This is a genomic window from Glaciecola sp. HA4-3, assembly GCF_055693685.1.
This window is the reverse complement of sequence record NZ_CM146340.1, coordinates 588,246-613,164: the sequence shown is the minus strand read 5'-3', so window position 1 is coordinate 613,164 and position 24,919 is coordinate 588,246. Positions and strand designations below refer to the sequence as shown.

General features: G+C 40.7%; 14 protein-coding genes and 2 pseudogenes. 2 read left to right on the top strand and 14 right to left on the bottom strand.

The window, feature by feature from the left end:
- Positions 1 to 58: 58 nt before the first annotated feature.
- Entirely contained in the window at positions 59 to 1,765 is a 1,707-nt protein-coding gene (locus ACZ1G6_RS02910) for a sodium:solute symporter family protein (protein WP_472617986.1), read from the bottom strand.
- Positions 1,766 to 1,769: 4 nt separating this feature from the next.
- Positions 1,770 to 2,036, bottom strand: coding sequence for a DUF4212 domain-containing protein (locus tag ACZ1G6_RS02905; RefSeq protein WP_472617985.1), 267 nt, complete (start codon positions 2,034 to 2,036; stop codon positions 1,770 to 1,772).
- A gap of 241 nt (positions 2,037 to 2,277) precedes the next feature.
- Between ACZ1G6_RS02905 and ACZ1G6_RS02900 the strand changes: the two are divergent.
- Positions 2,278 to 5,695, top strand: a pseudogene (locus ACZ1G6_RS02900) (PAS domain-containing hybrid sensor histidine kinase/response regulator).
- A gap of 68 nt (positions 5,696 to 5,763) precedes the next feature.
- On the opposite strand, the gene ACZ1G6_RS02895 reads toward ACZ1G6_RS02900, so the two are convergent.
- From ACZ1G6_RS02895 to ACZ1G6_RS02845, 11 genes are all read right to left on the bottom strand, one after another.
- Positions 5,764 to 10,134: a PAS domain-containing protein gene (locus ACZ1G6_RS02895; protein WP_472617984.1), complete on the bottom strand. Its 4,371-nt coding sequence runs from the start codon at positions 10,132 to 10,134 to the stop codon at positions 5,764 to 5,766.
- A gap of 108 nt (positions 10,135 to 10,242) precedes the next feature.
- Entirely contained in the window at positions 10,243 to 10,893 is a 651-nt protein-coding gene (locus ACZ1G6_RS02890; protein ID WP_472617983.1) for a response regulator transcription factor, read from the bottom strand.
- Between the two features lie 120 nt (positions 10,894 to 11,013).
- Positions 11,014 to 12,957: an acetate--CoA ligase gene (acs, locus tag ACZ1G6_RS02885; RefSeq protein ID WP_472617982.1), complete on the bottom strand. Its 1,944-nt coding sequence runs from the start codon at positions 12,955 to 12,957 to the stop codon at positions 11,014 to 11,016.
- A gap of 406 nt (positions 12,958 to 13,363) precedes the next feature.
- Complete coding sequence (locus ACZ1G6_RS02880) at positions 13,364 to 14,521, bottom strand: Na/Pi symporter (RefSeq protein WP_472617981.1); 1,158 nt, start codon at positions 14,519 to 14,521, stop codon at positions 13,364 to 13,366.
- A gap of 299 nt (positions 14,522 to 14,820) precedes the next feature.
- A complete protein-coding gene (locus ACZ1G6_RS02875) occupies positions 14,821 to 15,744 on the bottom strand; it encodes a histone deacetylase family protein (protein ID WP_472617980.1) in 924 nt (307 codons plus the stop codon).
- A 220-nt stretch (positions 15,745 to 15,964) separates the two neighbouring features.
- The gene (locus ACZ1G6_RS02870; protein WP_472617979.1) at positions 15,965 to 17,329 is read right to left on the bottom strand and encodes a tetratricopeptide repeat protein; all 1,365 of its coding nucleotides are present in this window, start codon (positions 17,327 to 17,329) and stop codon (positions 15,965 to 15,967) included.
- An 11-nt stretch (positions 17,330 to 17,340) separates the two neighbouring features.
- Positions 17,341 to 17,946: an energy transducer TonB gene (locus ACZ1G6_RS02865; protein ID WP_472617978.1), complete on the bottom strand. Its 606-nt coding sequence runs from the start codon at positions 17,944 to 17,946 to the stop codon at positions 17,341 to 17,343.
- Positions 17,947 to 17,949: 3 nt separating this feature from the next.
- The gene (locus tag ACZ1G6_RS02860; protein WP_472617977.1) at positions 17,950 to 18,354 is read right to left on the bottom strand and encodes an ExbD/TolR family protein; all 405 of its coding nucleotides are present in this window, start codon (positions 18,352 to 18,354) and stop codon (positions 17,950 to 17,952) included.
- A gap of 19 nt (positions 18,355 to 18,373) precedes the next feature.
- Entirely contained in the window at positions 18,374 to 18,901 is a 528-nt protein-coding gene (locus ACZ1G6_RS02855; RefSeq protein WP_472617976.1) for a MotA/TolQ/ExbB proton channel family protein, read from the bottom strand.
- A 20-nt stretch (positions 18,902 to 18,921) separates the two neighbouring features.
- Complete coding sequence (locus tag ACZ1G6_RS02850; RefSeq protein WP_472617975.1) at positions 18,922 to 20,328, bottom strand: MotA/TolQ/ExbB proton channel family protein; 1,407 nt, start codon at positions 20,326 to 20,328, stop codon at positions 18,922 to 18,924.
- A 21-nt stretch (positions 20,329 to 20,349) separates the two neighbouring features.
- The gene (locus ACZ1G6_RS02845; protein ID WP_472617974.1) at positions 20,350 to 21,120 is read right to left on the bottom strand and encodes a DUF3450 domain-containing protein; all 771 of its coding nucleotides are present in this window, start codon (positions 21,118 to 21,120) and stop codon (positions 20,350 to 20,352) included.
- A gap of 229 nt (positions 21,121 to 21,349) precedes the next feature.
- Between ACZ1G6_RS02845 and ACZ1G6_RS02840 the strand changes: the two genes are divergently transcribed.
- Positions 21,350 to 22,084: a hypothetical protein gene (locus ACZ1G6_RS02840; protein WP_472617973.1), complete on the top strand. Its 735-nt coding sequence runs from the start codon at positions 21,350 to 21,352 to the stop codon at positions 22,082 to 22,084.
- Between the two features lie 96 nt (positions 22,085 to 22,180).
- Here the strand turns inward: ACZ1G6_RS02840 and ACZ1G6_RS02835 are convergent.
- A pseudogene (locus ACZ1G6_RS02835) lies at positions 22,181 to 24,827 on the bottom strand (TonB-dependent receptor domain-containing protein).
- Between the last annotated feature and the right edge of the window lie 92 nt (positions 24,828 to 24,919).

Below are 24,919 nucleotides of genomic sequence, written 5' to 3'. Positions count from 1 at the left end.
AAAAGCCCAGCATATGCTGGGCTTTTACTATGATTTACATCAAACTTAGTTCACTATCTTAGTGAGCTGAAGCTTCACCTGCACCTTTCGGGAAGCGAATACTTTCAACTAAGTCTTGTATCTCTTTTGGTGCTTCTTTGGTCACTTTGAACACTGCAAAGGCAACAATGAAGTTTACACACATACCTATTGAACCAATACCTTCTGGTGAAATACCAAACCACCAGTTTTCAGGGTTATTAGCCGCAGGATTAACAAACTTAAAGTATGAGATATAAGTCGCGGTAAACAAGATACCCGCTATCATACCTGACACTGCACCCTTATCATTCATGCGCTTCGAGAAGATACCCATGATGATGATTGGGAAGAAGCTTGATGCTGCCAAGCCAAAGGCAAAGGCGACAACTTGCGCAACGAATCCGGGCGGATTAATCCCAAAGTAGCCTGCAATACATATTGCAACCGCAGCGGCAATACGTGCACTTCGTAATTCATTTTTATCACTTATATTAGGCGCAAACGTTTTCTTCAAGAGATCATGCGATACCGAGGTTGAAATAACCAAGAGCAAACCAGCTGAAGTAGACAAGGCTGCTGCAACGCCACCGGCGGCGACAAGAGCGATGACCCAAGCAGGCAATCCAGCAATTTCAGGGTTAGCAAGGACCATAATATCACGGTCAATTTTCATTTCGTTACGCTCATCGCCCGAGTAGAACATTTTGCCGTCACCGTTTTTATCATCAAAAGCGATAAGGCCAGTTTCTTCCCAGTTTTTAATCCAGCTAGGAGCTTTAGCATATTCAGTACCTGTTTGCTCAACACCATTGATAGTCTCAATCATATTTACGCGAGCAAATGATGCTAAAGCAGGAGCTGTTGTATAAAGCAAAGCGATAAACGCAAGTGCCCAACCAGCTGATTTACGCGCATCGGCAACTTTAGGAACAGTGAAAAAGCGTACGATAACATGTGGTAATCCTGCAGTACCTACCATTAAGGCAAAGGTAATACAAAATACATCAATCATACTTTTTGAACCACTGGTGTATTCATTAAAGCCAAGCTGAGTGGATAACCCATCTAACTTATCAAGTAAAAATACACCGCTACCATCTGAAAGCGTCGCACCAAAACCAGTCATCGGTAAAATATGACCTGTTACCATCATGGAAATAAATACCGCAGGAACAAGATAAGCAAAAATTAGTACGCAAAACTGTGCTACTTGAGTATATGTAATGCCTTTCATTCCACCTAAAACAGTGTAGAAAAAGACGATTGCCATACCAATAACCACACCTGTTGTGATATCAACTTCTAAGAATCTACTAAATACAACGCCTACTCCACGCATTTGACCCGCGACATAGGTGAAACAAACAAAAATAGCACAAACAACCGCGACCGTACGAGCCGTTTGGCTGTAATAACGATCACCAATGAAATCAGGCACAGTAAATTTACCAAACTTACGCAGATAAGGTGCTAAACATAAAGCTAGCAACACGTAGCCGCCTGTCCACCCCATCAAATATACAGCACCGTCATATCCCATAAATGAGATAAGACCAGCCATTGAAATAAATGATGCTGCTGACATCCAGTCTGCCGCAGTTGCCATCCCGTTTAACACAGGAGGGACACCGCCACCAGCGACATAAAAATCTGTGGTAGAGCCAGCACGAGCCCAAATTGCGATGCCGATATATAGTAAGAAAGACGCTCCTACTATTAAAAATGTTAACATTTGAACATCCATGGTATTACTCCTCTTCTACGCCGTATTTTTTGTCTAAAGCATTCATTTTGCTCATGTAAACAAAAATTAATGCTACAAATACATAGATTGAGCCTTGCTGAGCAAACCAAAATCCTAGTTTAAAACCTGCAATATGGATTTGGTTTAGCTGGTCAACAAGCAAAATACCTGCGCCAAACGATACCGCAAACCACACAATTAAAAGCTTAAATAATATGGAAAGATTCTCTTTCCAATAAGCTTTTTGATCACCTTCATTTTTAAAGCCCATTTTTTGTTCCTCTGCATTTTATAATTTTACATTTCTATAACCATGGCTCTTGCAGAGTGTCTTAGGTAAATGTTGTTGCTCATACATTTACAAAACAATCCGCAAAACCCATTTATTCAAGGGTTGAGACAACAATAGACATTTATATAAAGGCGTAAAATGATACCTTGGTCTTACGGTGTATGTATGTGTGGTGTTTATGATAAAGTGATAGATGTTAAAACATTGTATGGAAATTAACATGTCACTAGCTTGGTTAGCTCTAGCCCTCGGATATCTAACGGTTTTATTCTATATCGCACGATGGGGTGATACTAACTCTCCAACCGCCAGATGGATCACATCTCATCCTTTAGTCTATAGTCTGGCTTTAGGGATATATTGTACTGCTTGGACGTTTTTTGGTGCCGTAGGTCAAGCAAGTGAAAATCAATGGATGTACTTACCCATTTTACTTGGTCCTATACTGGTATATACCTTTTTTCATCGCTTTATTTACAAGTTAATTTTTGTAAGTAAACGTCAACATATCATATCAATCGCAGATTTTATTAGCGCTCGTTATGGTAAGCGACAAGTAGTAGCATTGCTGGTCACCTTAATTGCTTTATTAGCCACAATCCCTTACATCGGCCTTCAACTAAAAGCAATCGGCTCAACCTTTCAATTGATTACCGAACAGCAAAATAGCCAACTAATCGTTATCACCGCGACAGCGTTTATTGCGCTTTTTGCAATGTATTTTGGTACACGAAATACTGATGTTACACAATACAGAAGAGGTTTAATTCTTGCGATTTCATTTGAATCCGTTATCAAGCTAATTGCATTGATTTTGGTCGCCATCGTAGGCTATTCATTTTGGACCAAAACACAAAGCCACTCCTTAACGATTGAGTTTTTTAACACGTCGGCTTATCAAAGTTTTATGTCATTTTCATTTTGGGCACAAACGCTAATGGCAGCTGCTGCTATTATATGCTTACCACGACAATTTCACGTGACCGTTATCGATAACCTTCGTTTGGAACATGTGAGTACTGCACGTTGGTTTTTTCCGATCTATTTGACACTCATTGCGATCACAATCCCGATTATCGCATCTGCAGGGAAATATTTATTTGCCGAGCAAGGTTTAGAAGGTGACAGCTATGTAATGGGGATAGCCTTATTTTCAGAGTCATTCTTGCTACAAGTGATTGTCTTTTTTGGTGGTATTTCAGCAGCGACCGCTATGATCATCGTCGCCACATTAACGTTAAGCACTATGATTACCAATGATGTTGTATTACCTAAATTGATGGACCGAGAAACATACCGTAGCGAAAATAGAGTGGCCCGCATCAAAAGCATTAGACGCGGCGTAATCTTTTTTATCTTGTTATTAAGTTTTGCTTATCAACAAGCAATGGCAGAGCAATCATCATTAGCATCTATTGGTTTGTTAGCCTTTTCGTTGGTTATCCATTTGTTACCTGCTATTGTTGGTGGCTTGTATTGGGAACGAGCACATGCTCATGGCGTTTATGCAGGCCTATTAGCAGGTTTGCTGGTTTGGCTATTATTTTTGTTTATCCCTATCCTTTCACAAAACTACGTCGCGTATTCAAATGATCTTTTAAGCCAAGGCGCAATTTACAGCCTAATAGCAAATATAGTTTTTTATATTGGTTTTTCGTTGAGCTCAAAGCCACGTTTAATCGACCGCATCCAAGCCAAAGCCTTTGTCAGGCCCCGTAGTTATAGTGACGAAAAAACCGGTAAAGCCGTTTTTGAAGTGACGATTGCAGATTTACAGACTCTCATTACACGCTTTACAGGCGAACAACGTTGTGCCCAATTATTTGAAGCATTTAGCAAGCAAACAGGCAGCGAGCTTATACCTGCAGATAAAGCTAATGAAGATATACTGGCATTTTGTGAACGCGCCTTAGGAGGCGTTGTAGGCTCATCAAGTGCTAAAGCTCTGATTGATAGCTTGGTAAGAGGTAAAAAGCTTGATATCACTGAAGTCGTTAACTTTTTTGACGATACCGCACAAGCCATGCAATTTAATATGAGTGCTTTGTTGACTTCACTAGAAAACATTGACTAAGGGAATCAGTGTTATTGATAAGAACTTGCGCTTGGTCGCTTGGAATAAGCGCTATACAGACTTATTTAGTTACCCTGATGAACTTGTTATGGTCGGTGCTCCTATAGAGCCATTGATTCGTTTTAATGTCCTTAGAGGAGACTGTGGCCCAGGTGAAATTGAACTGCAGGTGCAAAAACGCTTGGAACATTTGCGTAACAGTACGCCGCATCGCTTTACACGCCAACGAGATGATGGACATGTTATAGAAATGGTTGGAAACCCTTTACCCGGAGGCGGATTTGTAACAAGCTTTAACGACATCACCGGTCATGTAGAAATCCAGCAAGCACTTAAAGAAACCAATATTGATCTTGCTGCCCGCGTTGCTAAGCGAACAGAAGAAGTCCACTCAATTAATGCTGAATTAAGACTAGAAATAGAACGACGTAATGACCTAGAGAAAAGTCTTATCCGCGCAAGACAAGAAGCTGAATCTGCAAACGAGAGTAAAACACGCTTTTTAGCGCTAGCAAGCCATGATGTCTTACAACCGCTTAACGCAGCCAAATTATATATCACAGCTTTGCAAGAGAGCCCGATGGAAGAAGACATGAAAGTTATCATGTCTAAATTAAATGACTCGGTAGTATCAAGTGAAACCCTCATTAGCACAATCTTAGATATTTCTCGGCTAGATCAAGGTGAGTTAAAACCTTTCATTGAGACCGTCAACATTACTGAAACAATGACACCAATCATCAATGAACTTAGCATGAAGGCAAGGGAAAAAGGACTAGATTTTAGATACAAAATAGTTGACTGTTGGGTAAGCGCAGATAAGACATACCTATATAGAATCATCCAAAACTTAGTATCAAACGCCGTTAAGTATACGCGTAAAGGAAAGGTCCTGCTAACCGTTAGGAAGAGACAAAATAAAGTACTTATTCAAATTCGAGACACCGGCATCGGCATTCCTAAGCTCCAACAAGCAGCAGTATTTAGTGACTTTTATAGAGTAGAAAACACCTCAGAACAAGGTATTGGGCTTGGTCTGGGAGTTGTTAAGCGTCTAAGCCAACAATTAGACTGCACAATAAAAGTTGATTCTACTGAAAACAAAGGCTCGTGTTTTAGCCTTGAGTTTATCGATGTGCCAGCCCCTGAGATGCCCAAAATCATAAAACAGCCAGCACGCTTGGCATTTGATAATCTCAAAATTTTATGTATCGATGACCAACAAGAAAACTTAGACGCCATGGAAACCTTATTGGTGAAATGGGGAGCAAATGTTAAAATGGCGCTTAATTATAAAGTAGCAATTGCTACCGCTAAAGAATTTGAACCCCACATACTGCTGGTAGATTATCAATTAGGACGTGGACCCGATGGACTTGAAATTATTGATATGTTGCGCCAGCAATCCAACACTATCTTACCTGCATGTTTAGTTACCGCTAAACGAGGTGACGACTTATTGAAGTTATGTAGTGACCAAGGTGTTAATTATTTATCAAAACCCATTAAACCTGCGAAACTAAGAACCCTTATACAAAGCATGATTAAGTTTATTAAAACGTGAGTGAGGTAAGCTCACTCACGTTTTCAGTAGATGCTCAATTTAAAAGAGAGTTAACGCTGCTCATTGCCTTAGTTTTTAAGATGTGAATAAACCACTTTTAGGGTTTTCTCAAGCCCTTGCTTTGTTACTGGCCAACGTATAGAGACATTATCAACCATACCATTTTTACAGTCATCCATAATACTACGTAGCAAGTACGATAGTGCTTCTGAATTAACCTGCTCCGACAGCTTCACCAACTCTTGTGTACGCGTCTTTATTTGTATGTGGTCGTTAACCTCTAGTGACTCCTCAAGGCTAGTCATACTTGCTTGTAGGTTGTCTAGCAAGGTATTCAATGCAAGTGGTAGTGATTGAATTTCTGGTTGATTGCGTAAAAATGGCAATAGATCAAACCAAACATTAGGCTTATCTGGCATCGGCATCGATTCAATGTCAGCACGAATAAGCTGATTAGGTGATGCCTCTTGCTTGGCTTTAATTAGCTCTTCCTTATGCGCTGAAACCAAAGCTTTTTCTTGTTCAACTATCTTAGATTCACTTTGCACAAGCTCAGACTGAGCTTGTTTTAATGCTTGTTCCTTGTCGGACAATGCTGATTTACTTTGTTGCAGTGCTTTTTCAAGTTGCTCAAGTTTTCCTGCCAACTCGTTTTGGTTTTGCTGTTCTTTGCCCAAAGTGTCGCGATTAGATTGGTATTCGCGTTGCATTTTTTTCAACTGACCGGCCAGTTGTGCACGATTCTCTTCAAGCTGAGATATCGCAGACTCTTTGCTTAACAAGGCTTGTCGATTTTGATCAAGTTGTGCTTCAAGTTCCGTTTCTTTGCTTTCTTGCTCACTAATACGATCATTCAAGGCTTGCATTTGCTGCTTAGCTTTGTTGAGTTCAGATTGGAGTTCTTTTTCAGTTGACTGTGTTTTATTAACTTCACTTTCAGCCGCTTGCAAATCACTAAGCTTACCTTCAAGTTGAGCATGTAAACGTTTGTTTTGCGTCTCAGCTTGTTCTAGCGCATGCTTTAACAGGCCTTTTTGTTTCTCGATTTCAGCATGGTGCTTACGCCATTGTTCATCACTGCCCTCAAGCATTTCTTTTTGCTTGGTCGCGCGCGTTTCTACATCTGCTAATTCAAGCTTGAGCTGCTCAAGTTGTTGTTCTTTTTCAAGTCTAAGTACACGCTCTTTTGCAGCTTGTTGCTGGATTTCATCCATGCTTTGTTTAGCTGAGACTAATTGATCGCGTTTTGCTTCGATTTCTTTTTCAAGGTTTTGCTGACTTTCTTGCCATTGCTTTTTACCTTGGCTGATAACAAGGTCTTGCTCTTCGTTGCGCTTTTCAATATCAACAAGCTCTTCTTTTATCTTAGCAAGTGCTCTTTTTTGTTCTTCTTTTTGCTCTTTCTCTGCTTCAGTCTCTTGTTTTGCGTCTTTTAGAATATCTTCAGCTTCGCGCAGTTTGGCTTGTTTGTCTTTGAGCTCCATTGCTAAAGTGCGTTGGATATCCCGTTGTTTCGCTTCTTTTTCCGCCATTTCTTGTGCTTTGGCAGCAGCAGACTCTTCAGCTTGCAGCAATTCATTTTGAATTCGCTGCATTGTTTCTTGCTGTTTTGCTTTTTCTAACTTTTCTTTTTCCGCATCAAGTTTGGCCTGCTGTAACGCTTCTTTTGAACGTTCTAACAAACTTAGCTTTTCTTTTAACTCATTTTCAAGTGCTGATTGATGAGACTGCATTTCATCTTTTTCTTGCTTAGACATTTGCTCGAGTTTTTGCATTTCGCTTTGCAAGTGATCAATATGTCGGCCTTTGTTCCTAAGCTCAGCTTGCGCATTTTCATATGTTTCAGCAATTTCACGACGTTGTTTTTCAGCTTCTTGACTAATCTTATGCTGTGCTTCTAACTGATCTTTCAAATCAAGAGTCGTGTCTTTAGACTCTGTAAGTTTAGATTGCAAAGATTGCAGCTGCTCACCCACAATATTAAGTTGAGAATCCTTATCAGCCACGGTTTGCTTCATGCCTTGAATTTGATCAACTAAGGAACTCATCTTATCTTGCTGTTCACGCTGTTGCTTATTTAAATTTCTAACGCTCTGCTCGCTCTCGGCTAGCTCACGTTGTGTCGCTTCGTAGTTACGCTTTGTTTTTTCGAGCGAATGTTGCAAATCAGAATATTCGTTTCTGGCACCTTTAAGGTTCTGCTGTAGCTTTTCAAGGCGAAGCTCTGTCTCATTAAGCGCTCGCATTTTGTTGGCAAGTTGGTCTTGGCTATTTGACAGCAGTTTTTGTTTTTCGGCGACTTCGCGCTGCGCCGCATGATGTAGATTAATAGCTTCTATTCTAGCCAAATCAGCTTCTTCAAGCGCTCGTTTGTCTTCCCATAGGCATAAAACACACTGTAATACTTGCTGCTTAAACATCGGCACATAGGTCACGTAGCAAGGTAAGTCCTGCCCATCTACACGATGCTGCCATTGCAATGACTTTACTTTACCTGTGATTTTCGCATGATTGATAGTTTCTGCTAGTTCACGTGCGCGTTTTTTATCTTGATTAAATTTGTTTTCAGCCGGTGACAACCCCATCAAGTGATGAGGTTCAGATTGACCAAAGAAATCACACGCGGCTTGGTTTACTTTAATAAAGCCACTATCGTCTAAAACTGCCATCGGCATGGTGCTATGCTGTAGAAGGCTATCAAACTGGTCTTGTTCAAATCGCTCACCATCTCGGTCAGTTACCCAACACAAATATTCGTTTTTATCCTTATCGAACAAATCAATGTTTAGCTCACTAGGATGTAACTTTTCGTCGCCACCTTCCAACACTGTATGATAGTTATGCAAATAACCGTGTTGATGGAGTTTCTTTGCTGCTTTACCAGCATCTGAGGAACTACTAAATAGTTGATAAAAATCAAGCTTATCGAGTGAATTTCTATCGAACTTGAGCCGTTGAGCCATTGTTTCATTGATGCTTTTGATATTGTCATCGGCATCCAAGGTGGCAATACCAATTGGCGATAAGCTCATCAAACTATCAAGCGTTGTTTGCGTTTGTTTAAGTTTATAGCCTAATTCTGTGTATTGCGTAACGTCTTTAATCGCGCCTACTACGCCTTTAATACTACGATTACTTAAGCGGTCTTTATGAGAATAGAATCCCACCGAAATTTGGTAATGTCCGACTTTTCCGTTACTAAACTCAATACTAAATGATTGCTGCATTTTAGTACTTGCACTTGAATTTTGAGACAAGTGTAATTTGCTTACATGTTCGGGGAAAAACTCGGTACGTAAAAGATTTTTGTCTCGCTCATTTGGACACGCTAATCTGAATAATTGATTAAAGTTAGAGTTCGACCAAACAAGATTTCCATCAGCGTCTAAACCATATAAGGCGTCGGTGTCTGCCAATAAAGTGGCTTGATGCTGTTCTTGCAAAAGCTCACTTTCTTGCTTAAGCAAATTATAATCTTGAATTTCTTCGACCAAGACATGAAACTTGAAAAATAAACCATCATCATCGCGCTCACCACCATATGTAATGAACGTTAATTTGGTAGGTATATGAACTAGCGAGTCGGTTTGTGTCGAAAATCTAAATCTTGCGTGAACAACGGCAATACCTTCAGATTGAGCTCGTTGTAATGCTTTGGACCACTGCGTATTATCTTTGTGATGCAGACGATCCGTCAGTTCTTTAATCGCTTGTGGAGCAGAAGTGTCTTGTTCATTTTCGCAACTACCTAATAACAGTAATTGGTCAAAAGCATGGTCGTAGATATAGGTTTTTTCACGCGTATCGAGCCATAATTGACCCATTTGCATCGATTTTATAATGTGACGTAAATGAAACAATGACTCTTGAGAGCTATCAAATGCTCTTTTTAATGTATTTTCGCTGGTCAAACTGATTGACCTAGTAAATGGTCTAATATTTTGCTCTAAGGCTGAAAATCCAACTATAAGGTAAACATTAGATGCACGAGCAAGGGCATGAATAGTAGACTCTTGTTGATTGAAAGCTTGCTTGATTTCATCTTTTGCATCATCTGCAAAGCATTCTTCGAAATATGTTCCTTTGACTCGCTGTGGGTCGCGACCTAGTAACTTCGCCGCTGCCTTATTAATAGAAACAACTTTACCAGTTTCATCCACTTGCACAACACCACTAGCAAGCGTCTCAATGCGGTTGTTTAGTTGACTACTAAATTTCTTTTCTTTATTTAGTGCAAGCTGACTTTTAGTTTTAATGAAAAATAAGCCAATAGCCAAACCGACAATTGCGACAGCTAATAGATAAAAAAGGACGCTGATGGTTGTCGAGGATTGTTCTAACAGCAGGCCACCAATAGCAAAGCTGCTTGAGCTAAAGCCAAGCAAGCCAAATGCCATCGTAATGTACTTACAAAAAGAGAAAAAGACGTTGTTGTTCATTCAATATTCTTTAAAAAAACATTAGTTTCAGTAGCATACTAACACTAACGACACTTAATAGTAGTGTAAATACATATCGGTATATCTAAATATACCTTTAATAATTGCCTATGACTCTTTTAATGGTGGCTCTAGTTGAAGCTCCGATGCTATTAAAACAGCTTGAGTACGATTGTTTATACCTAACTTTCTAAATATTGCTGTAACATGAGCCTTCACTGTTGCTTCTGCAATATCTAAGTTATAGCCAATTTGTTTATTCAAAAGGCCGTCTCTCATATAGCACAAAACCTTGTATTGAGAAGGCGTCAAACTCGCTACATTCTCAGCAAGTTCGCTAAAAGTTTCATCAACTTCTTGAATTTTTTGCTTTAAGGATTCAGGTAACCAAACGTCACCTTCTAACATTGTACGAACCGCTTCATTGATTTGGGCAGCACTGGCGGTCTTAGGAATAAAACCTATAGCACCTAAGCCGACTATCTTTGATATTAGGGCAGCGTCTTCAGTCCCAGATACCACTGCAATAGGCAAATCACTAAATTGTTTTTGAATATGAAGAAAGCCAAACAAATCACTACTACCCGGCATATGAAGATCCAGCATTAGCAGGTCAACATCATTATTTTGTAATGCCTCAACCGTGGTATTAAGATCTCCAGTTTCCAAAATAGCGACATCGCCATGCTCGACTTTAAGAGCGCCCTTTAATGCATCGCGATACAAAGGGTGGTCATCTGCAATTAACAAGGTATACATGACCTGAGTCCTTCTTATTATTATTTATGAAAATCCAGTGTATCAAGTTAAATAAAAACTTCAATAATCTTCTGGCAAAGAAAAGGCAAGCCTCAGCTTGCCTTGTATAACAACGACTTATTATCGATTTAGCCTTTCATCGATTAATGAGTCAACGACCGACGGATCTGCTAAAGTGGAGGTATCACCGAGCTGCTCATATTCGTTTGCCGCTATTTTACGCAGAATACGACGCATGATTTTGCCAGAACGTGTTTTTGGTAAACCTCTTGTCCATTGAATCAAGTCGGGAGTAGCAATTGGGCTTAACTCTTTACGCACCCACTTACGGATTTCAGCCGTTAAGTCATCATCTGCCACAATACCTTCGTTTGGCGTAATATAGACATAAATACCTTGTCCTTTGATATCGTGCGGATATCCAACAACGGCGGCCTCAGCAATCACTTTATGTGCCACTAACGCACTTTCAATCTCAGCGGTTCCAAGTCGATGACCAGATACATTTAATACGTCATCTACGCGTCCAGTTATCCAATAATAGTCGTCTTCATCTCGTCTAGCACCGTCACCAGTAAAGTATACATTTGGATATGCACTAAAATAGGTATCGATAAAGCGCTTATGATCACCATATACCGTTCTTGCTTGGCTCGGCCAACTGTCTTTTATCACCAAGTTGCCTTCTGCTGCACCACTAAGCTCGTTCCCATCTGCATCAAAAAGTGCCGGTTGAACACCAAACATTGGTCTTGTCGCTGAACCTGGTTTAAGTGCTGTAGCACAAGGTAACGGTGCTATCATCATTCCGCCCGTTTCGGTCTGCCACCACGAATCAATAATTGGGCAACGCCCTTGCCCGATTACTTTATGATACCACTCCCAAGCTTCGGGATTAATTGGCTCACCTACCGAACCTAACACGCGAAGCGTCGATAAGTCGCAACCTTCCACTGGCTTTTCACCATGAGCCATAAGCGCTCTAATGGCAGTAGGTGCTGTGTATAAGCTGTTTACTTTGTATTTTTCAACGACCTGCGCAATACGACGAATATCGGGATAAGTCGGCACGCCTTCAAAAAATACTTGTGATGCTCCATTACACAAAGGACCATAAGTCATATAACTATGACCAGTAATCCAACCCACATCGGCTGTGCACCAATAAATATCATCAGGCTTGTAGTCAAACGCATATTTAAATGTCAAAGACGTATAAAGCAAATAACCACCGGTGGTATGAACGACGCCTTTAGGCTGACCTGTTGAACCAGAAGTATATAGAATAAATAGAGGATCCTCTGCATCCATAGACTCAGGTTCACACTGCGCCGAACAGTCTTCAATGAGTTCATGCCACCACACATCAACATTACTATCAAATGCTACATCACCACCGGTCAATTTATGTGTTAAAACGGCCTTAATTGTTGGACAAGCGCCATTGGCGATTGCTTCATCTACATTTGCTTTTAATGGTACGCTTCGTCCTGCACGTCTGCCTTCATCCGCCGTGATGATAACGTTAGCATCAGAATTATTAATACGATCTGCAATGGCATTTGGTGAGAATCCACCAAAAATGACAGAGTGTACCGCGCCAATTCTTGCACAAGCTAACATTGCATAGGCAGCATGAGGCACCATCGGCATATAAATAGCAACAACATCACCTTTTTTAACACCCAGCTTTTTAAGGCCGTTAGCTAATTTACACACTTCATAGTGCAATTGTTGATAGGTCACTTGCTCTTCGTCATCTGGCGAGTCACCTTCCCAGTATATCGCGACCTTTTTTGCATTCTCTTTCAAATGACGGTCGATACAGTTATAGCTGGCGTTTAATTTACCGTCTTCAAACCACTTGATATCACAATTGTCAGGAGAAAAACTGGTGTTTTTAATGATGCTTGGGGTTTTGTACCAATCAAGCTCTTCTAATTGAGAAGCCCAAAATGCATCTGGGTCGCTAACTGATTTTTGATACATGGCTTGGTAATCTTCGTCACTGAAGTGTGTACCTTGCGTTAAACTTTTTGGTATTGGGTATAAGTTGGCACTCACGTTTCTGCCCTCCGTTAAATGCATTTAAATCTGTTTTAGTACGTAGATTACAATAGACCTATCTAATTAAACAAAAATGCTACTTTGGTATTACCAAGGGCATATTAGATGATAAAAATCATTAAAGTGCTTGTAAAGCTTAGGATTTAATACAAAAAACAGACGATAACACGATGGTCTATAAGACCAAGGCATAATTTAAGGAAAAACCCAATGTCGGTAGATTAATGGACGATTTACAACATTCTGGCCATTCCTTTCCCAACAGGATATTTGCCATCATGATACTTTACGCATTATCTAAAACGCGCAACAGATGGGTTCTAGACACTATGCATAATGTACCTTTAGGTGAATCTCATGGTATTGACCTAAAGCTTTATAATAAGGGTGATGGCTTTTTTTACTACGCTAATGTCAGAACAGCCACTAAAGGTAAGACAAAAAACACGCCCGCAATATAAGCAACACCATATGCTTTTTGTTCAGCGACTTTTAATGATAATTGATACGAAAGTGTCGGCGGCCACTCTCGCCAAAATGCTAGACCATATAATACAGCCACCGCAAGCACATTGTAGCAAAGGTGAACAAACGCAATTTGCAGTGCCAAAATAGAGTTAGGCCCGCTAATAGACAGCGCCGCAATCACTGCTGTTATGCAAGTACCGATATTCGCGCCCAAAGTAAAAGGATATATTGACCGAGCTGTCACAATACCATTTCCGACTAAGGGAACCATTAACGACGTAGTGGTGGAACTTGACTGAACTAGCACGGTTACGATAGTACCAGATGAGATACCAGAAAATGCGCCACGACCTAGGCTGTTTTGCAATATCTCCTTGGCTCTACCAACCATCAAGGACTTCATTATTTTACCCATATAGGTAATCGACAAAATAATTAACATCAAGCCAAGAATTATTCGGCTACTACCATCCCATACAGCAGGCAATACAGATGTTAAACTAGTGACAAGCTCTATAAATGGCCCTGTAATCGCTTTAATAATATTAAAGCCTGCTACCTCTGGTGGTGAACCTGTACTGAACACCGAAACCATAAAGCCGCTAAGTTTTTCCAATATGCCAAACATAATTTCAAGTGGTAGAAACACCAGCACTGCAAATATATTAAAGAAATCATGAATCGTAGCGGCATTAAAAGCCCGTTGGAACTCTTGTTTGTCACGTATATGCCCCAAACTTACAATCGTATTTGTGATACTGGTGCCAATATTTGCTCCCATCATCATCGGAATGGCGATTGTAATGGGTAAGCCGCCCGCTACCATGGCAACAATAATAGAGGAAACTGTTGATGAGGATTGAATTAAGGCGGTACATACCATACCGATAATTAATCCCATGACTGGATTAGAGGCAAATTCAAAAAGGGTTTTTGCATGTTCTTCGGTAGCGGTTTTAAATCCACCACCAATTAAGCCTACAGCGGTCAACATTGCAAAAATAAGCACAACTAATAATAACCACCTAACAACTCTAGGCAGCTGATTCAACCCACCCAGCTGCTCGCTAGGTTGATGTGGTGCTGTGCTCATAGATACTTCCCTTGAACTACATAGCTTATTAATCTTTTTATTGATGAAGCAACCGTAAACTGTCTGTATGAAGGAAATATTACTTCATTCAATTTTATCCAAAATATTACCAAAAACACCGCAGGCAGACTAAATTGAACAACTTAAGGACGCTGCATGATTATACGTGAAATTTCAGTTTTGGCGCTATATTTTGTAGATAAAAATTTAAAGATGTAGATTATGTGCAGGATTCATTATTAGCCAATACAAATAACAAAGCGACTTACATGTAATACAGCTCAAGTACATGCGCTATTTTAACTAGCCAAGGTCTTAACGTGCGCGACAACGCTCCTTGCCAGCGCACTTAATGCATATCCTCCTTCAAGTACTGAAACAATATGGCCATCACAATGTTTATCGGCTATCGCTTTAAGTCTTTCGGTGATCCAAATGTAATCACTTTCGGTCAAACGAAGGTGGCCCAAATCATCCTCAACATGTGCATCAAAACCAGCCGAAATAAAGATTAATTCCGGCGCAAATTTATCTAGCCTATCAAACCAAGGCGCTATCATTTCACGATAACGAACGCCATCGGTCCCTGCAGGAATCGGTACATTACAAATTCCTTCTCGTGATGCTTCATTACCTGAAAAAGGATAAAAAGGGTGTTGAAAAGACGAACAAAATAAGACCCTAGCATCATCTTTTATAATATCTTGTGTGCCATCTCCATGATGCACATCAAAATCAATAACCGCGACTCTTGATAGTTGACACTTATCAAGCGCATACTTTACGCCCACGGCCACATTGTTAAATATACAAAAACCAGCTGAATTTGAGTAGCCTGCATGGTGGCCGGGTGGTCGAATCGCACAAAACGCACTTTGGGTTTTGTTTTGCATTATCAAATCAACGGCGTCAGTAACTGCACCTGCTGCATAAAGTGCCGCATCTAAGCTTTTTGAAGTCATTAGTGTATCGTCATCAATCCATCTACGCTCATGATCTTCTTTGGGCGATTTTTCGAATATTTGCTCGACAAATTCAGGCGAATGCGCGCCATGAAGATCAGCAAGCTTGACGCGATTTGCATTGGCAAAGTGCACAACATACTCTAAACCAGACGCAATGACTTGATCATTAATTTGATGCATTCTTGCAGGACTTTCGGGATGGTCATCCCCCATATCATGCAAGTTGCATTTATTACTGGTGATGATGGTGACTGACATTGGTAGAGCTCCTTCGCCTTACTAGGGCTTAGTTAGGTATCTTACCAATTAAATTTTGTCCAAATCGGGACTAAGCTTGTGTTTAGTTTTTATCGATTTGTGCACTGAAATAATTGGCTTATGCTTACTTTCTACCATTACAATTATTTTATGCAATTCGCGTTTAGTCGCATTATCGACCAATTGCTACCTAGCACTGGACAACTAAAAAAACAGCGCCTTAAGGCGCTGCATTTATTTCATTTCGTAGTTGTTCGTCTCGCTGTTCTCGTTCAACAAACTTTTTCCACTGCCGCGCAGCTGCTCGACTGCTAGCAAACGCTTCTGCTTTTGCTAATTCATCAAGCGCTTGGACGTATTGTTTTTGGTTGTAAAGTGATAAACCCAAGACCATATGGGTATCACCCGGGCGCGCCAAAGAACCTTTTTCAATCGCTTTTGTGGCGGCTTGCGCTGCTAAGGAATACTCACTTAAATTGTAGTGCAACAGGGCAAGTTGTGCATCAAACTTACCGTCATCTGACAAATCAGCTGCCAACCGCATCACAGGAACTGCTTTTTCGTCTTCCTTTGCTTGCTGCCAGCTTTGCGCTAAAAAAGAAAGATTTCGTAAATTCGACTCCAATAAACCAGACTCAATCGCTTGCTCCATCAATAATGCGCCTTTATAAGGGACACCATGATAATAATAAAGTTGTGCTAAGTTAAAAGTGTCAGATGCTGAGGTTACAAACCCGCGTTGGTAGGCCACTTCCATTGCTGCAAACTGCTTTTCTTCTTGTTCTAACTCGCCATACATGCCGGCTAACTGAATCCAATATTTCGGCGCATCATACAAACGAATCAGCTTAATAATGATGTCCTTTACTTTTTCTGGTTTTTTCATTTCAAAGTAAATAGCACGTTGCAAAATCAACCAATTCTCATCAGGTAAAAAACCGTCATTTTCATGATTGATAATCGCTTCTTCAATATAACGAGTCGCCTCTTGATATTGCTTATTTTGATATAAAGCCTGTGCTTTTAGTACATAATTTTGAGGTGGTATTGCACCATTGTTTAATGATTCCCATCTTTCCAAATAGCTAATCACATCATCAAACTTGCCTTCTGCCATACTCAACTGCGCTAGTGAATACAAAGCGGTTTGTTCAAAACTAACGGGAATAGGTGATTGCTCTACAGCCTGCTTAAAAGACAATATTGTATTCGCAAAGTCCTCTTGCTCGTAATAAATAAAGCCATAAAAGTTAAACATCATTGCACGTTCGTAGCTATTCATGCTGTCGGCTTTTGATTTAACTTCGTCCAAAATAGCTAAAGCACCTTTTATATCGCCACTATCGCCCACACTTTGGGCGCGCGACAATTGCTCATAGACTCTTGCTCTTAATGCTGGCGTTCTTCTTGTAGGACGTTCATTTGTGGCATTTTCTTGGGCTAGCGCTGCGTATGCACTTGAAACGACTAAGGTCTGACTCGCTATAATGACAACCACGGCAATACTTATGCTCGACAGACTCATCAGTGCAAATTGTAAACACTTGTGAAGAATACTTGTGGTAGGTGTTTGACGATTTTTCATTTTCTATGCCCCTACTCTAACTCAAAGGTAATACGGTTTTGTACACCAGCTACAGCGATTGGCTCGCCATTTATCACCCGCGGCTTATATTTAAATTTAAGTACAGCATCAATTGCGGCTTGCTCAAAAATACCTTCTGGGTTGGCCTGCACAACAACAGGGTCTTGCACTGCGCCAGTTTTACCCACCGTAAATTCCACTATTACAAAACCTTGAATCCCTCTTTGCATCGCACGTCGAGGATACACAGCCGCTACTTTGGTAATAGGGACGTATTCTCCATCGCCTGAACTCAAGGCCAAACCGCCATCTAGAGCAACATCTGCACCTAGATCTGCGCTAAAATCCAGACCACCATCACCAGCATCTGGAGTGGATGAATCGACCTGTGGCTGCTCCATTTGCGGCGGCGGCTCTTGAGGTTTAGGGGGTTTTTGTGGTTTACGGTCTTTTTGTTCAACTTGCTCTTGTTGCTTTACTCGCACAAAATCCAGCACACTTCCACGGGGAGGGTCCGTCAAGGCGCTTCCACCTGATGCAATAAGTGATTGCATCAAGAAAAACAAACCCAGCGTAATGAACGCCGCAAGAACAATAGCAATTAGGAATCTAAACATAATCTACTCTTGAGTCGCAACAGCCGCATCCATAATACCAGCAGCCCTTGAGGCATCCATCACTTTTAACAGAGTCTCGGTAGTAGATTTTTTATCCGCTTGAATGACTACCGTTCCTTGAGGGTTTTCCGCATGTAAACGTTCAATATTTGCTTGAACAGCACGTGCATCCACTCTTCGCTTGTTTATCCAAATTTCATCATCTGCACTGATGGCAATTAATATACTCGCCCGGTCTTTTTTAACCGCAGTAGATGCTTCAGGACGGTTAACATCAATGCCTGCTTCTTTTACAAACGACGCCGTTACAATAAAAAATATCAACATAATAAATACCACGTCTAACATAGGCGTCATATCAATGTTTGCTTCTTCCTCGTCCATCAAGTTTTGAAAATGCTGTTTCATAATACTTTCCTTTTTCGCCTTACCCTAGATTTCTATCTAGCGGCAAAGCATCTTCTAAATGCGTACGTTCAGTTTTAGAGGTTCTTACCAGCCAAGTAGATGCAAATACGCCTGATAAAGCCCCAACCATTCCAGCCATGGTAGGAATAGTTGCCTTAGAAACACCCGATGCCATGGAACGCGCGTTGCCACTGCCTGATATTGCCATTACATCAAACACTTCAATCATACCTGTTACTGTGCCCATCAACCCTAATAAAGGACACAGGGCTACTAAAGCCTGAATAATGGGTATCGAGCCATTTAAGCGAATGCTTAGCCTTGAAATATAAGCTTGGCGTATTTGTTCAGCATTCCATGATGAACGTTCTTTTCTTGCCATCCATTGTGTGACTGCTTGTTGTGTTAATTTTTTATGTGTCACGTTGACATACATCACACGCTCAAGAATTAACAACCACATCACAAAGATTAACAGACCGATGACCAATAAAACTTGGCCACCTGTTTCTGTGAAATCTCTGATTGCTTCGAAAAATTCAATCATAGTCGTTTGTCCCTAGCGGCTTAGCTTGATGCTTTACTAGAAATCTTCTCAGCACGTTCTGCAATCACACCTGAAGCTTGCTCTTGCAACACATATACAATGTTTTTACTACGCGTATTTAACATCGCATATAGCAGTGTTGTTGGAATCGCTACAACCAGACCTAAAACGGTAGTAACAAGTGCCGTTGAAATACCACCAGCCATTAACTTAGGGTCACCTGTACCAAACAAGGTAATCGCTTGGAAAGTATTGATCATACCCGTCACTGTACCTAATAAGCCCATAAGGGGTGCCACTACAGAGATTATTTTGATAATCGTCAAGAAACGGCTAAGTTTTGGCACTTCACCTAAAATTGCTTCTGTAAGATGAAGTTCAAGCGCCTCTACATCTGCATGTGGATATTTGTCACGCACTTGCATAATGCGACCAAGAGGATTGTTATTTTTGTATTCATCTGATTTAAGCTGTTTATTTACACTGGCTTTTATCAACGTTAAGCTAATCAATCGTTCAAGCGCTAACAACAAACCTACCGCGCCAACAATCAAGATGATATAGCCAACCAACCCACCTTGCTCAACGCGCTCTTTCAAGCTGGGTGCTTGTACTAGTAAGCCTAAAATTGAACCCCCCGTTGGATCCAAACCAAACCTAACTAATTCACCACTTGACCCTTCAATTTGAGTCACCGTATCTAAAAAACGACCTTGAGGTTGTCTGATAAGCTCTGCAACCGTTTCAGTTATGCCGTCATACTCTAAGTATTTCCCGTCTGCAACTAGTGCAAATGGACCCACACGAGTCACATCTTTTGTCACTTTTGCACCGCCGGCTTCAACGACTTCTGTCGAAAAACGCACTACTTTACCCGACTCTGTCATTTCACGTTGTATTTCAAACCATACACGCTCGATTTCAGCAATTGACGCTAATTTTGAAGATGAACCCATCGATTGAGCCATCTCATCTAAAAAGACTGCTCGTCCCGGAATTTGAGCCGAAATCACTGAATTGTAAAACTTGTTTTTGGTATCTCCTGCCACTTGCTGCAAAACACCAAATAATTCTTTTAAGGAGCCTAAACGTGTATCAAGGGCGCCATTCAAATCAGCTAACTTAAATTCATTTTCTTCAAATTGCGTTTCTAAGCTTTCTGATTCGCGCAACAATGCATCTCGCTTAGCGATTGTTTCTCGAAGAATGCGGTCTTGGTCAGCACGCTTTTCAATAAAGGCTTGCTCGCGCGCTTCATTTTGTAAATTTTGAGATAATTGTCCTTGCTCGAGCTGTTTAAGTAGCTCATCAAGATCCAGTGCTTTTTCGTTTTCTTGCGCATGCAATGAAAGTGAAAATGCTATCAACAAGGCCGATGTAGATGCAATCTTAGAGGCATTGCGAACCATAGCGTAAAAACGTTTCATAAATATATTCCTAGGTCCGAATTAATCTGTAGTTGCAACTGGTATCATCAGCAAATCAGGCGCCAACTGCTTTTTAGCAATTCTTAAACCTTTGGTAATTTGCGTGCGATAGCTTGAATCAAGCTCTTCCCATTTTTTGGTTTGCTTATTCCAAACACCTTGTGCGCCACCATCACGAGTTTGATAAATAAGCGCGGTACGACCTATGCGCAGAAAATCCACGTTTCGCTCTTCACTACCGATCATTTGCAAGCCGCTGTATGCTTCAATGGTTTTCCCATAATCCATTTCGACTTGGAATGCTTCCATTACTCGTCTGAATTTTTCTGAAGGCGCTACGTCAGCTCTGTCCATCATTACCTTCAAATCAATGATGCGCTCTGAACGCTCCTCAGGCAAAAATGGTACATCTAGTGCAACAAACTGCTCTAGTCCATCAATCATTCTAATCATAAGTGGCGTAATTTGACGTTCAATCACGCTCACTTCATCAATAGAGTCATTTAGGTCTACCATCTCTTGAATCTGATTGCTGATTTGACGTGATAATTGGCCGTTATAAACCTCTAGGCCTTCTATCTCTTTAACTAGTGTCTTGTATTGTTGCAACTTGTCATCAATTTGTTCTGTGATGCCATTTATCGCTTGTTGAGTCTGCTCAGCAGATTCGTTGATCGCTTGAGCGCTTTGAAGTGCAGGGTCAACTATTTGTGTTTCTTGAGCGTTCGCTTCTTTGGGACAAATAAGCGCTGCTGCTAACGCAATCGTCGCAAGCTGAATTAAAACCTTCATACAATTTCCTAGTCATGTAAATGGTCAAAAAAACTTGGGCAGAGAATAGGTATTTTCTGTGACACTTTTATGACAGAACAGGCTGTGAAACACTCTCTTCATAAATCTGTAACATTGCAGTCATATTGGCCGATGATCTAAATGAAGATGCATCAACTATGTAGATGTAATGGATCACGCTATACTTGTAGCTAATCATATTGTTCACACAACACAAAAGGTTTTATCGATGAAGTTGAGTACTAAACTCAGTAGCATTGCACTAGCATCAGTACTATTAATGCCTAGCGCTTTGCAAGCAGCTAACACATCTGGTGTGCACGGGCCTAACGTAAAAAAAGACGACCGCAGCGCGCAAATAAGATTTGCATTAACACCATCTGATAATGACGGCCAAGAGGACTCATTGGGCTATCGTTTGCATTATCAATATGCTTTTAACGAACGAGTCAGAGGTCGCCTTATATTGCAATATCGTGACAGAGGTGACTTTCAGTATGACTATTTCAGAGGAGAAGTCCTATATAACTTTAAGAAAAAGGACCCCGGTGGAATTTGGTCTAGTGGCGTACGGTTTGATATTCGCACGCGCCGCGCACAACGAGCCGAAGAATATGCCGTTAATTGGACCAATCAATGGGATTTAAGTAATGGAATTCGTGTACGAGGCATCGCTATTGTTGCAAGACAGTTTGGTAGCGATAATGCATTTGATGGAACCGAATTTGAAACCCGCGCAAGTATAAGTACTAAACTAGATAATGGCTTGAGAGTTGGGCTTGAAATGTTCAACGAATATGGCGAAATCGGTGATTTTGCTTCATTTGACGAGCAAAGTCATCAAATTGGGCCCATGATTGGTGGCACAATTGCTGGATTTAAATATGAATTTAGATATTTAGCAGGTGTAAGCGATGGCAGTCGCGATCATAACTTTGGCTTGCGATTTAACAAGTCGTTTTAACTTACTCCATTAACATTCTTCATAAACATTCTCCATAAACATTCTCCATAAACAAAAAGGGCTGATATTATCAGCCCTTTTTTATTGTGCTATTGCTTAATAAAAATCATAACGATAAGACAAACTAACACCAACGCCCCGAGTTTCTGAACGCAGTAATTCGTTTTCAAATTCAAGCTCTTTGTCTTGGTCAAGGATATTTTGTACCTTAAAGGTAATCACAGTATTAAAATCGGGAAAATATTTATATACCGTATCTAAGGAGTGAAAGGGCTGTTCAAAGCTATCATCTAAGCCATCGATACCCGGTATTAAGATTCGTTCACCAAATACGTTGTAGACCAAAGACGCTGAATGTTCACCATTATCTGAGTCATATCCCATTTGTAGGTTTGCCACAAACTGTGAATGTCCTGTTAAACGTCTTGTTGTATTGGTAATCGCCGCTGATACACCAGTTTGCTCAACAATATTTTGTAAGTCTAAATTAATTTCAGAATCACTAATTGTCACATTTCCAGATACAAATAAGTTATTCCAAACGCCATCGCCGACAAACTCTAGCCCTTGTAAAAATTCAACTTCTACACCAAATACTTCCCCATCTTCAGCATTTGCAATCCTAATTAAAGGAGGCCCATCCTGAGAAGGTGACTGAACAGATTCAATCGGTGCATCCATATCTTTATAAAATAAGCCAACCGATATATTGTTACCAGCTTCTCTATACCATTCCCAGCGTAAATCGAAGTTGTTAATCGATGTCGTTAACAAGCCAGGTGTTCCACCAATCGGAAAGCCGGTTAGAGGATCCAAATAGGTGGCAGACGATACTTCTCTTAAATCAGGACGAACCACCGTTTTACCAAAACTCACTCGATACTGCATATCATCGTTAGGGATATAGGTAAGTGCAATTGCTGGGTAAAAGTCGTCTTCTTGGAAAGCAAGCTCTTCAAGTCCACCATCGGTCAAATCAAACTGATTAGTTCGCGGGTCAGTTGGCGCAACAACTTGCCTAAAATCTTCATAACGCACACCACCTGAAAAACGCCACTTATTCTTATAAAAAGTATCAAGCTCTATGTAATAAGCATCATTTTTTTGCGCTGCAATATAGTCATCGCCGGCAATCGTGGTATCACGAAGTATCGCTCTGTCATTGAATGTTGCTGATGAAAGTACATCATTGCTTAGAATGTCACCAAAAGTATTACCAACAAGTAGTGAAGAATCAGAAAATGCACGTGTATTTACATCAAAACGTCTATTTTGGGCAGTTCTTGTTTTCGTTAAATGGTCAGCACCAACCTTCATTTCTATTTCCCAATTATCAAAGCTAAACGGCACACTGAGGTTATAGCCACCATTTTCGACTCGATCGTTTAGGTCTTGAAACGAATATCTACCGGCTGTTTGAGCATTAACCAAGCTAATTTCATTATTGGTATCAAACAGATCATCTTCGTTGATATCCTCGATAATAAATCGTGACTCAAAATTGCTAAGGCGCATTACGTAAAGAACGCCCAACTGTATAGCGCCAGTCAAAACCAATGAAGTTTAACTCAGGAAAAGTATGTTGCCCTTTAAGCTGATTGGTAAACATACGACGCTCTTCGTACTCTACTTCGATTTCACGAATGCGCACATTTTCAGCCAATGATAGATTTTCGGTGTTGCCAAAGCGCTCTAGTACCTCATCGCGTGTGTCGTTTAACACAATTAAACTATAATCGACTTGGTGATTACGATTATAATCGAGCCCAAGAGTGAGTAATTGTGACCATTGAACCGTTCGCTCTGTTGAGCTGATATCATCAAACAACCTATCAAGCACAACAGTATCTTGCACAAGTTGAGCAACTTGCACTTCGTATTGCTGTGATACTTGAGTACTTGAATCGTAACTTGATGTTGCTAGAAAACCAACTCGCCATTTGTTAGTTAAATCAACGCTGTTACCCACCGTAAAATTTACACTACCATCGGGACCAATGCTGTCCTGAAACGGGTCGTAATCTCGTTTAACTTGCGAGAACAAATCTAGAGCAATATCTTGTTCTAAATTATCCAGAAAATTTAAACTATTCCATCTGTCTTGGATAGCAAGAGGTGCAGCTCGGCTACCATCATCTTGACCGCGCCAGTCATTGCCGCCACCATTGTAATTTAGCCCATTGCTGCTATTTTCTGAGTTATAGCCAGCTCCAATACTAGCATTGAGTACAAATTGTGTAGGAATAGACTTTAAACGAATATCCACATTACCCCCGCCAAATGAAGCTGGCATGGAAGGAGAGTATGATTTTTGAACCGACAAACTTTCAATGATATCCGCTGGGAATAAATCCAAAGGGATAACATTACGTGTAGGATCTGGACTAGGTACTTGTGAACCATTTAAAACGGTACTGGAATAACGCTCACCAAGTCCTCTAACATAAATAAACTTTCCATCTACCAATGTTAAGCCCGTTACTCGACGCAAGGCCGATGCTGCGTCAGAGTCACCAGTTCGAGAAATCTGCTCTGCACCAAGAATATCGGCGACAAACGCTTGGTTTTTTCGTTCCTCAATAACGGCTGTTGCCGTTCCTTTTAATCTGGTCCCAGTTGTTACCACTTCTTCAATGGCTTCTTCTTCACTCTGTTGAGCCAATACAGCTGCAGGCATACCCAAGGCACAAAGCACCATTAATGAAACGGTAGAAAGAACAAAGCTATTGTTTGGCTTAGACATATGTTACCTCTTTACGAAATACTATTTGCCACCTTGTGGCATTCATAAAAGCACCTTACCAATGCAAGGTGCTTTGCTTCTTATAGTAAGTA

Bases quoted from the DNA above. Each gene is read 5' to 3' on its own strand.
- ACZ1G6_RS02910 (WP_472617986.1), bottom strand. From the start codon at position 1,765: ATGGATGTTCAAATGTTAACATTTTTAATAGTAGGAGCGTCTTTCTTA.
- ACZ1G6_RS02905 (WP_472617985.1), bottom strand. From the start codon at position 2,036: ATGGGCTTTAAAAATGAAGGTGATCAAAAAGCTTATTGGAAAGAGAAT.
- ACZ1G6_RS02895 (WP_472617984.1), bottom strand. From the start codon at position 10,134: ATGAACAACAACGTCTTTTTCTCTTTTTGTAAGTACATTACGATGGCA.
- ACZ1G6_RS02890 (WP_472617983.1), bottom strand. From the start codon at position 10,893: ATGTATACCTTGTTAATTGCAGATGACCACCCTTTGTATCGCGATGCA.
- ACZ1G6_RS02880 (WP_472617981.1), bottom strand. From the start codon at position 14,521: ATGAGCACAGCACCACATCAACCTAGCGAGCAGCTGGGTGGGTTGAAT.
- ACZ1G6_RS02875 (WP_472617980.1), bottom strand. From the start codon at position 15,744: ATGTCAGTCACCATCATCACCAGTAATAAATGCAACTTGCATGATATG.
- ACZ1G6_RS02870 (WP_472617979.1), bottom strand. From the start codon at position 17,329: ATGAAAAATCGTCAAACACCTACCACAAGTATTCTTCACAAGTGTTTA.
- ACZ1G6_RS02865 (WP_472617978.1), bottom strand. From the start codon at position 17,946: ATGTTTAGATTCCTAATTGCTATTGTTCTTGCGGCGTTCATTACGCTG.
- ACZ1G6_RS02860 (WP_472617977.1), bottom strand. From the start codon at position 18,354: ATGAAACAGCATTTTCAAAACTTGATGGACGAGGAAGAAGCAAACATT.
- ACZ1G6_RS02855 (WP_472617976.1), bottom strand. From the start codon at position 18,901: ATGATTGAATTTTTCGAAGCAATCAGAGATTTCACAGAAACAGGTGGC.
- ACZ1G6_RS02850 (WP_472617975.1), bottom strand. From the start codon at position 20,328: ATGAAACGTTTTTACGCTATGGTTCGCAATGCCTCTAAGATTGCATCT.
- ACZ1G6_RS02845 (WP_472617974.1), bottom strand. From the start codon at position 21,120: ATGAAGGTTTTAATTCAGCTTGCGACGATTGCGTTAGCAGCAGCGCTT.
- ACZ1G6_RS02840 (WP_472617973.1), top strand. From the start codon at position 21,350: ATGAAGTTGAGTACTAAACTCAGTAGCATTGCACTAGCATCAGTACTA.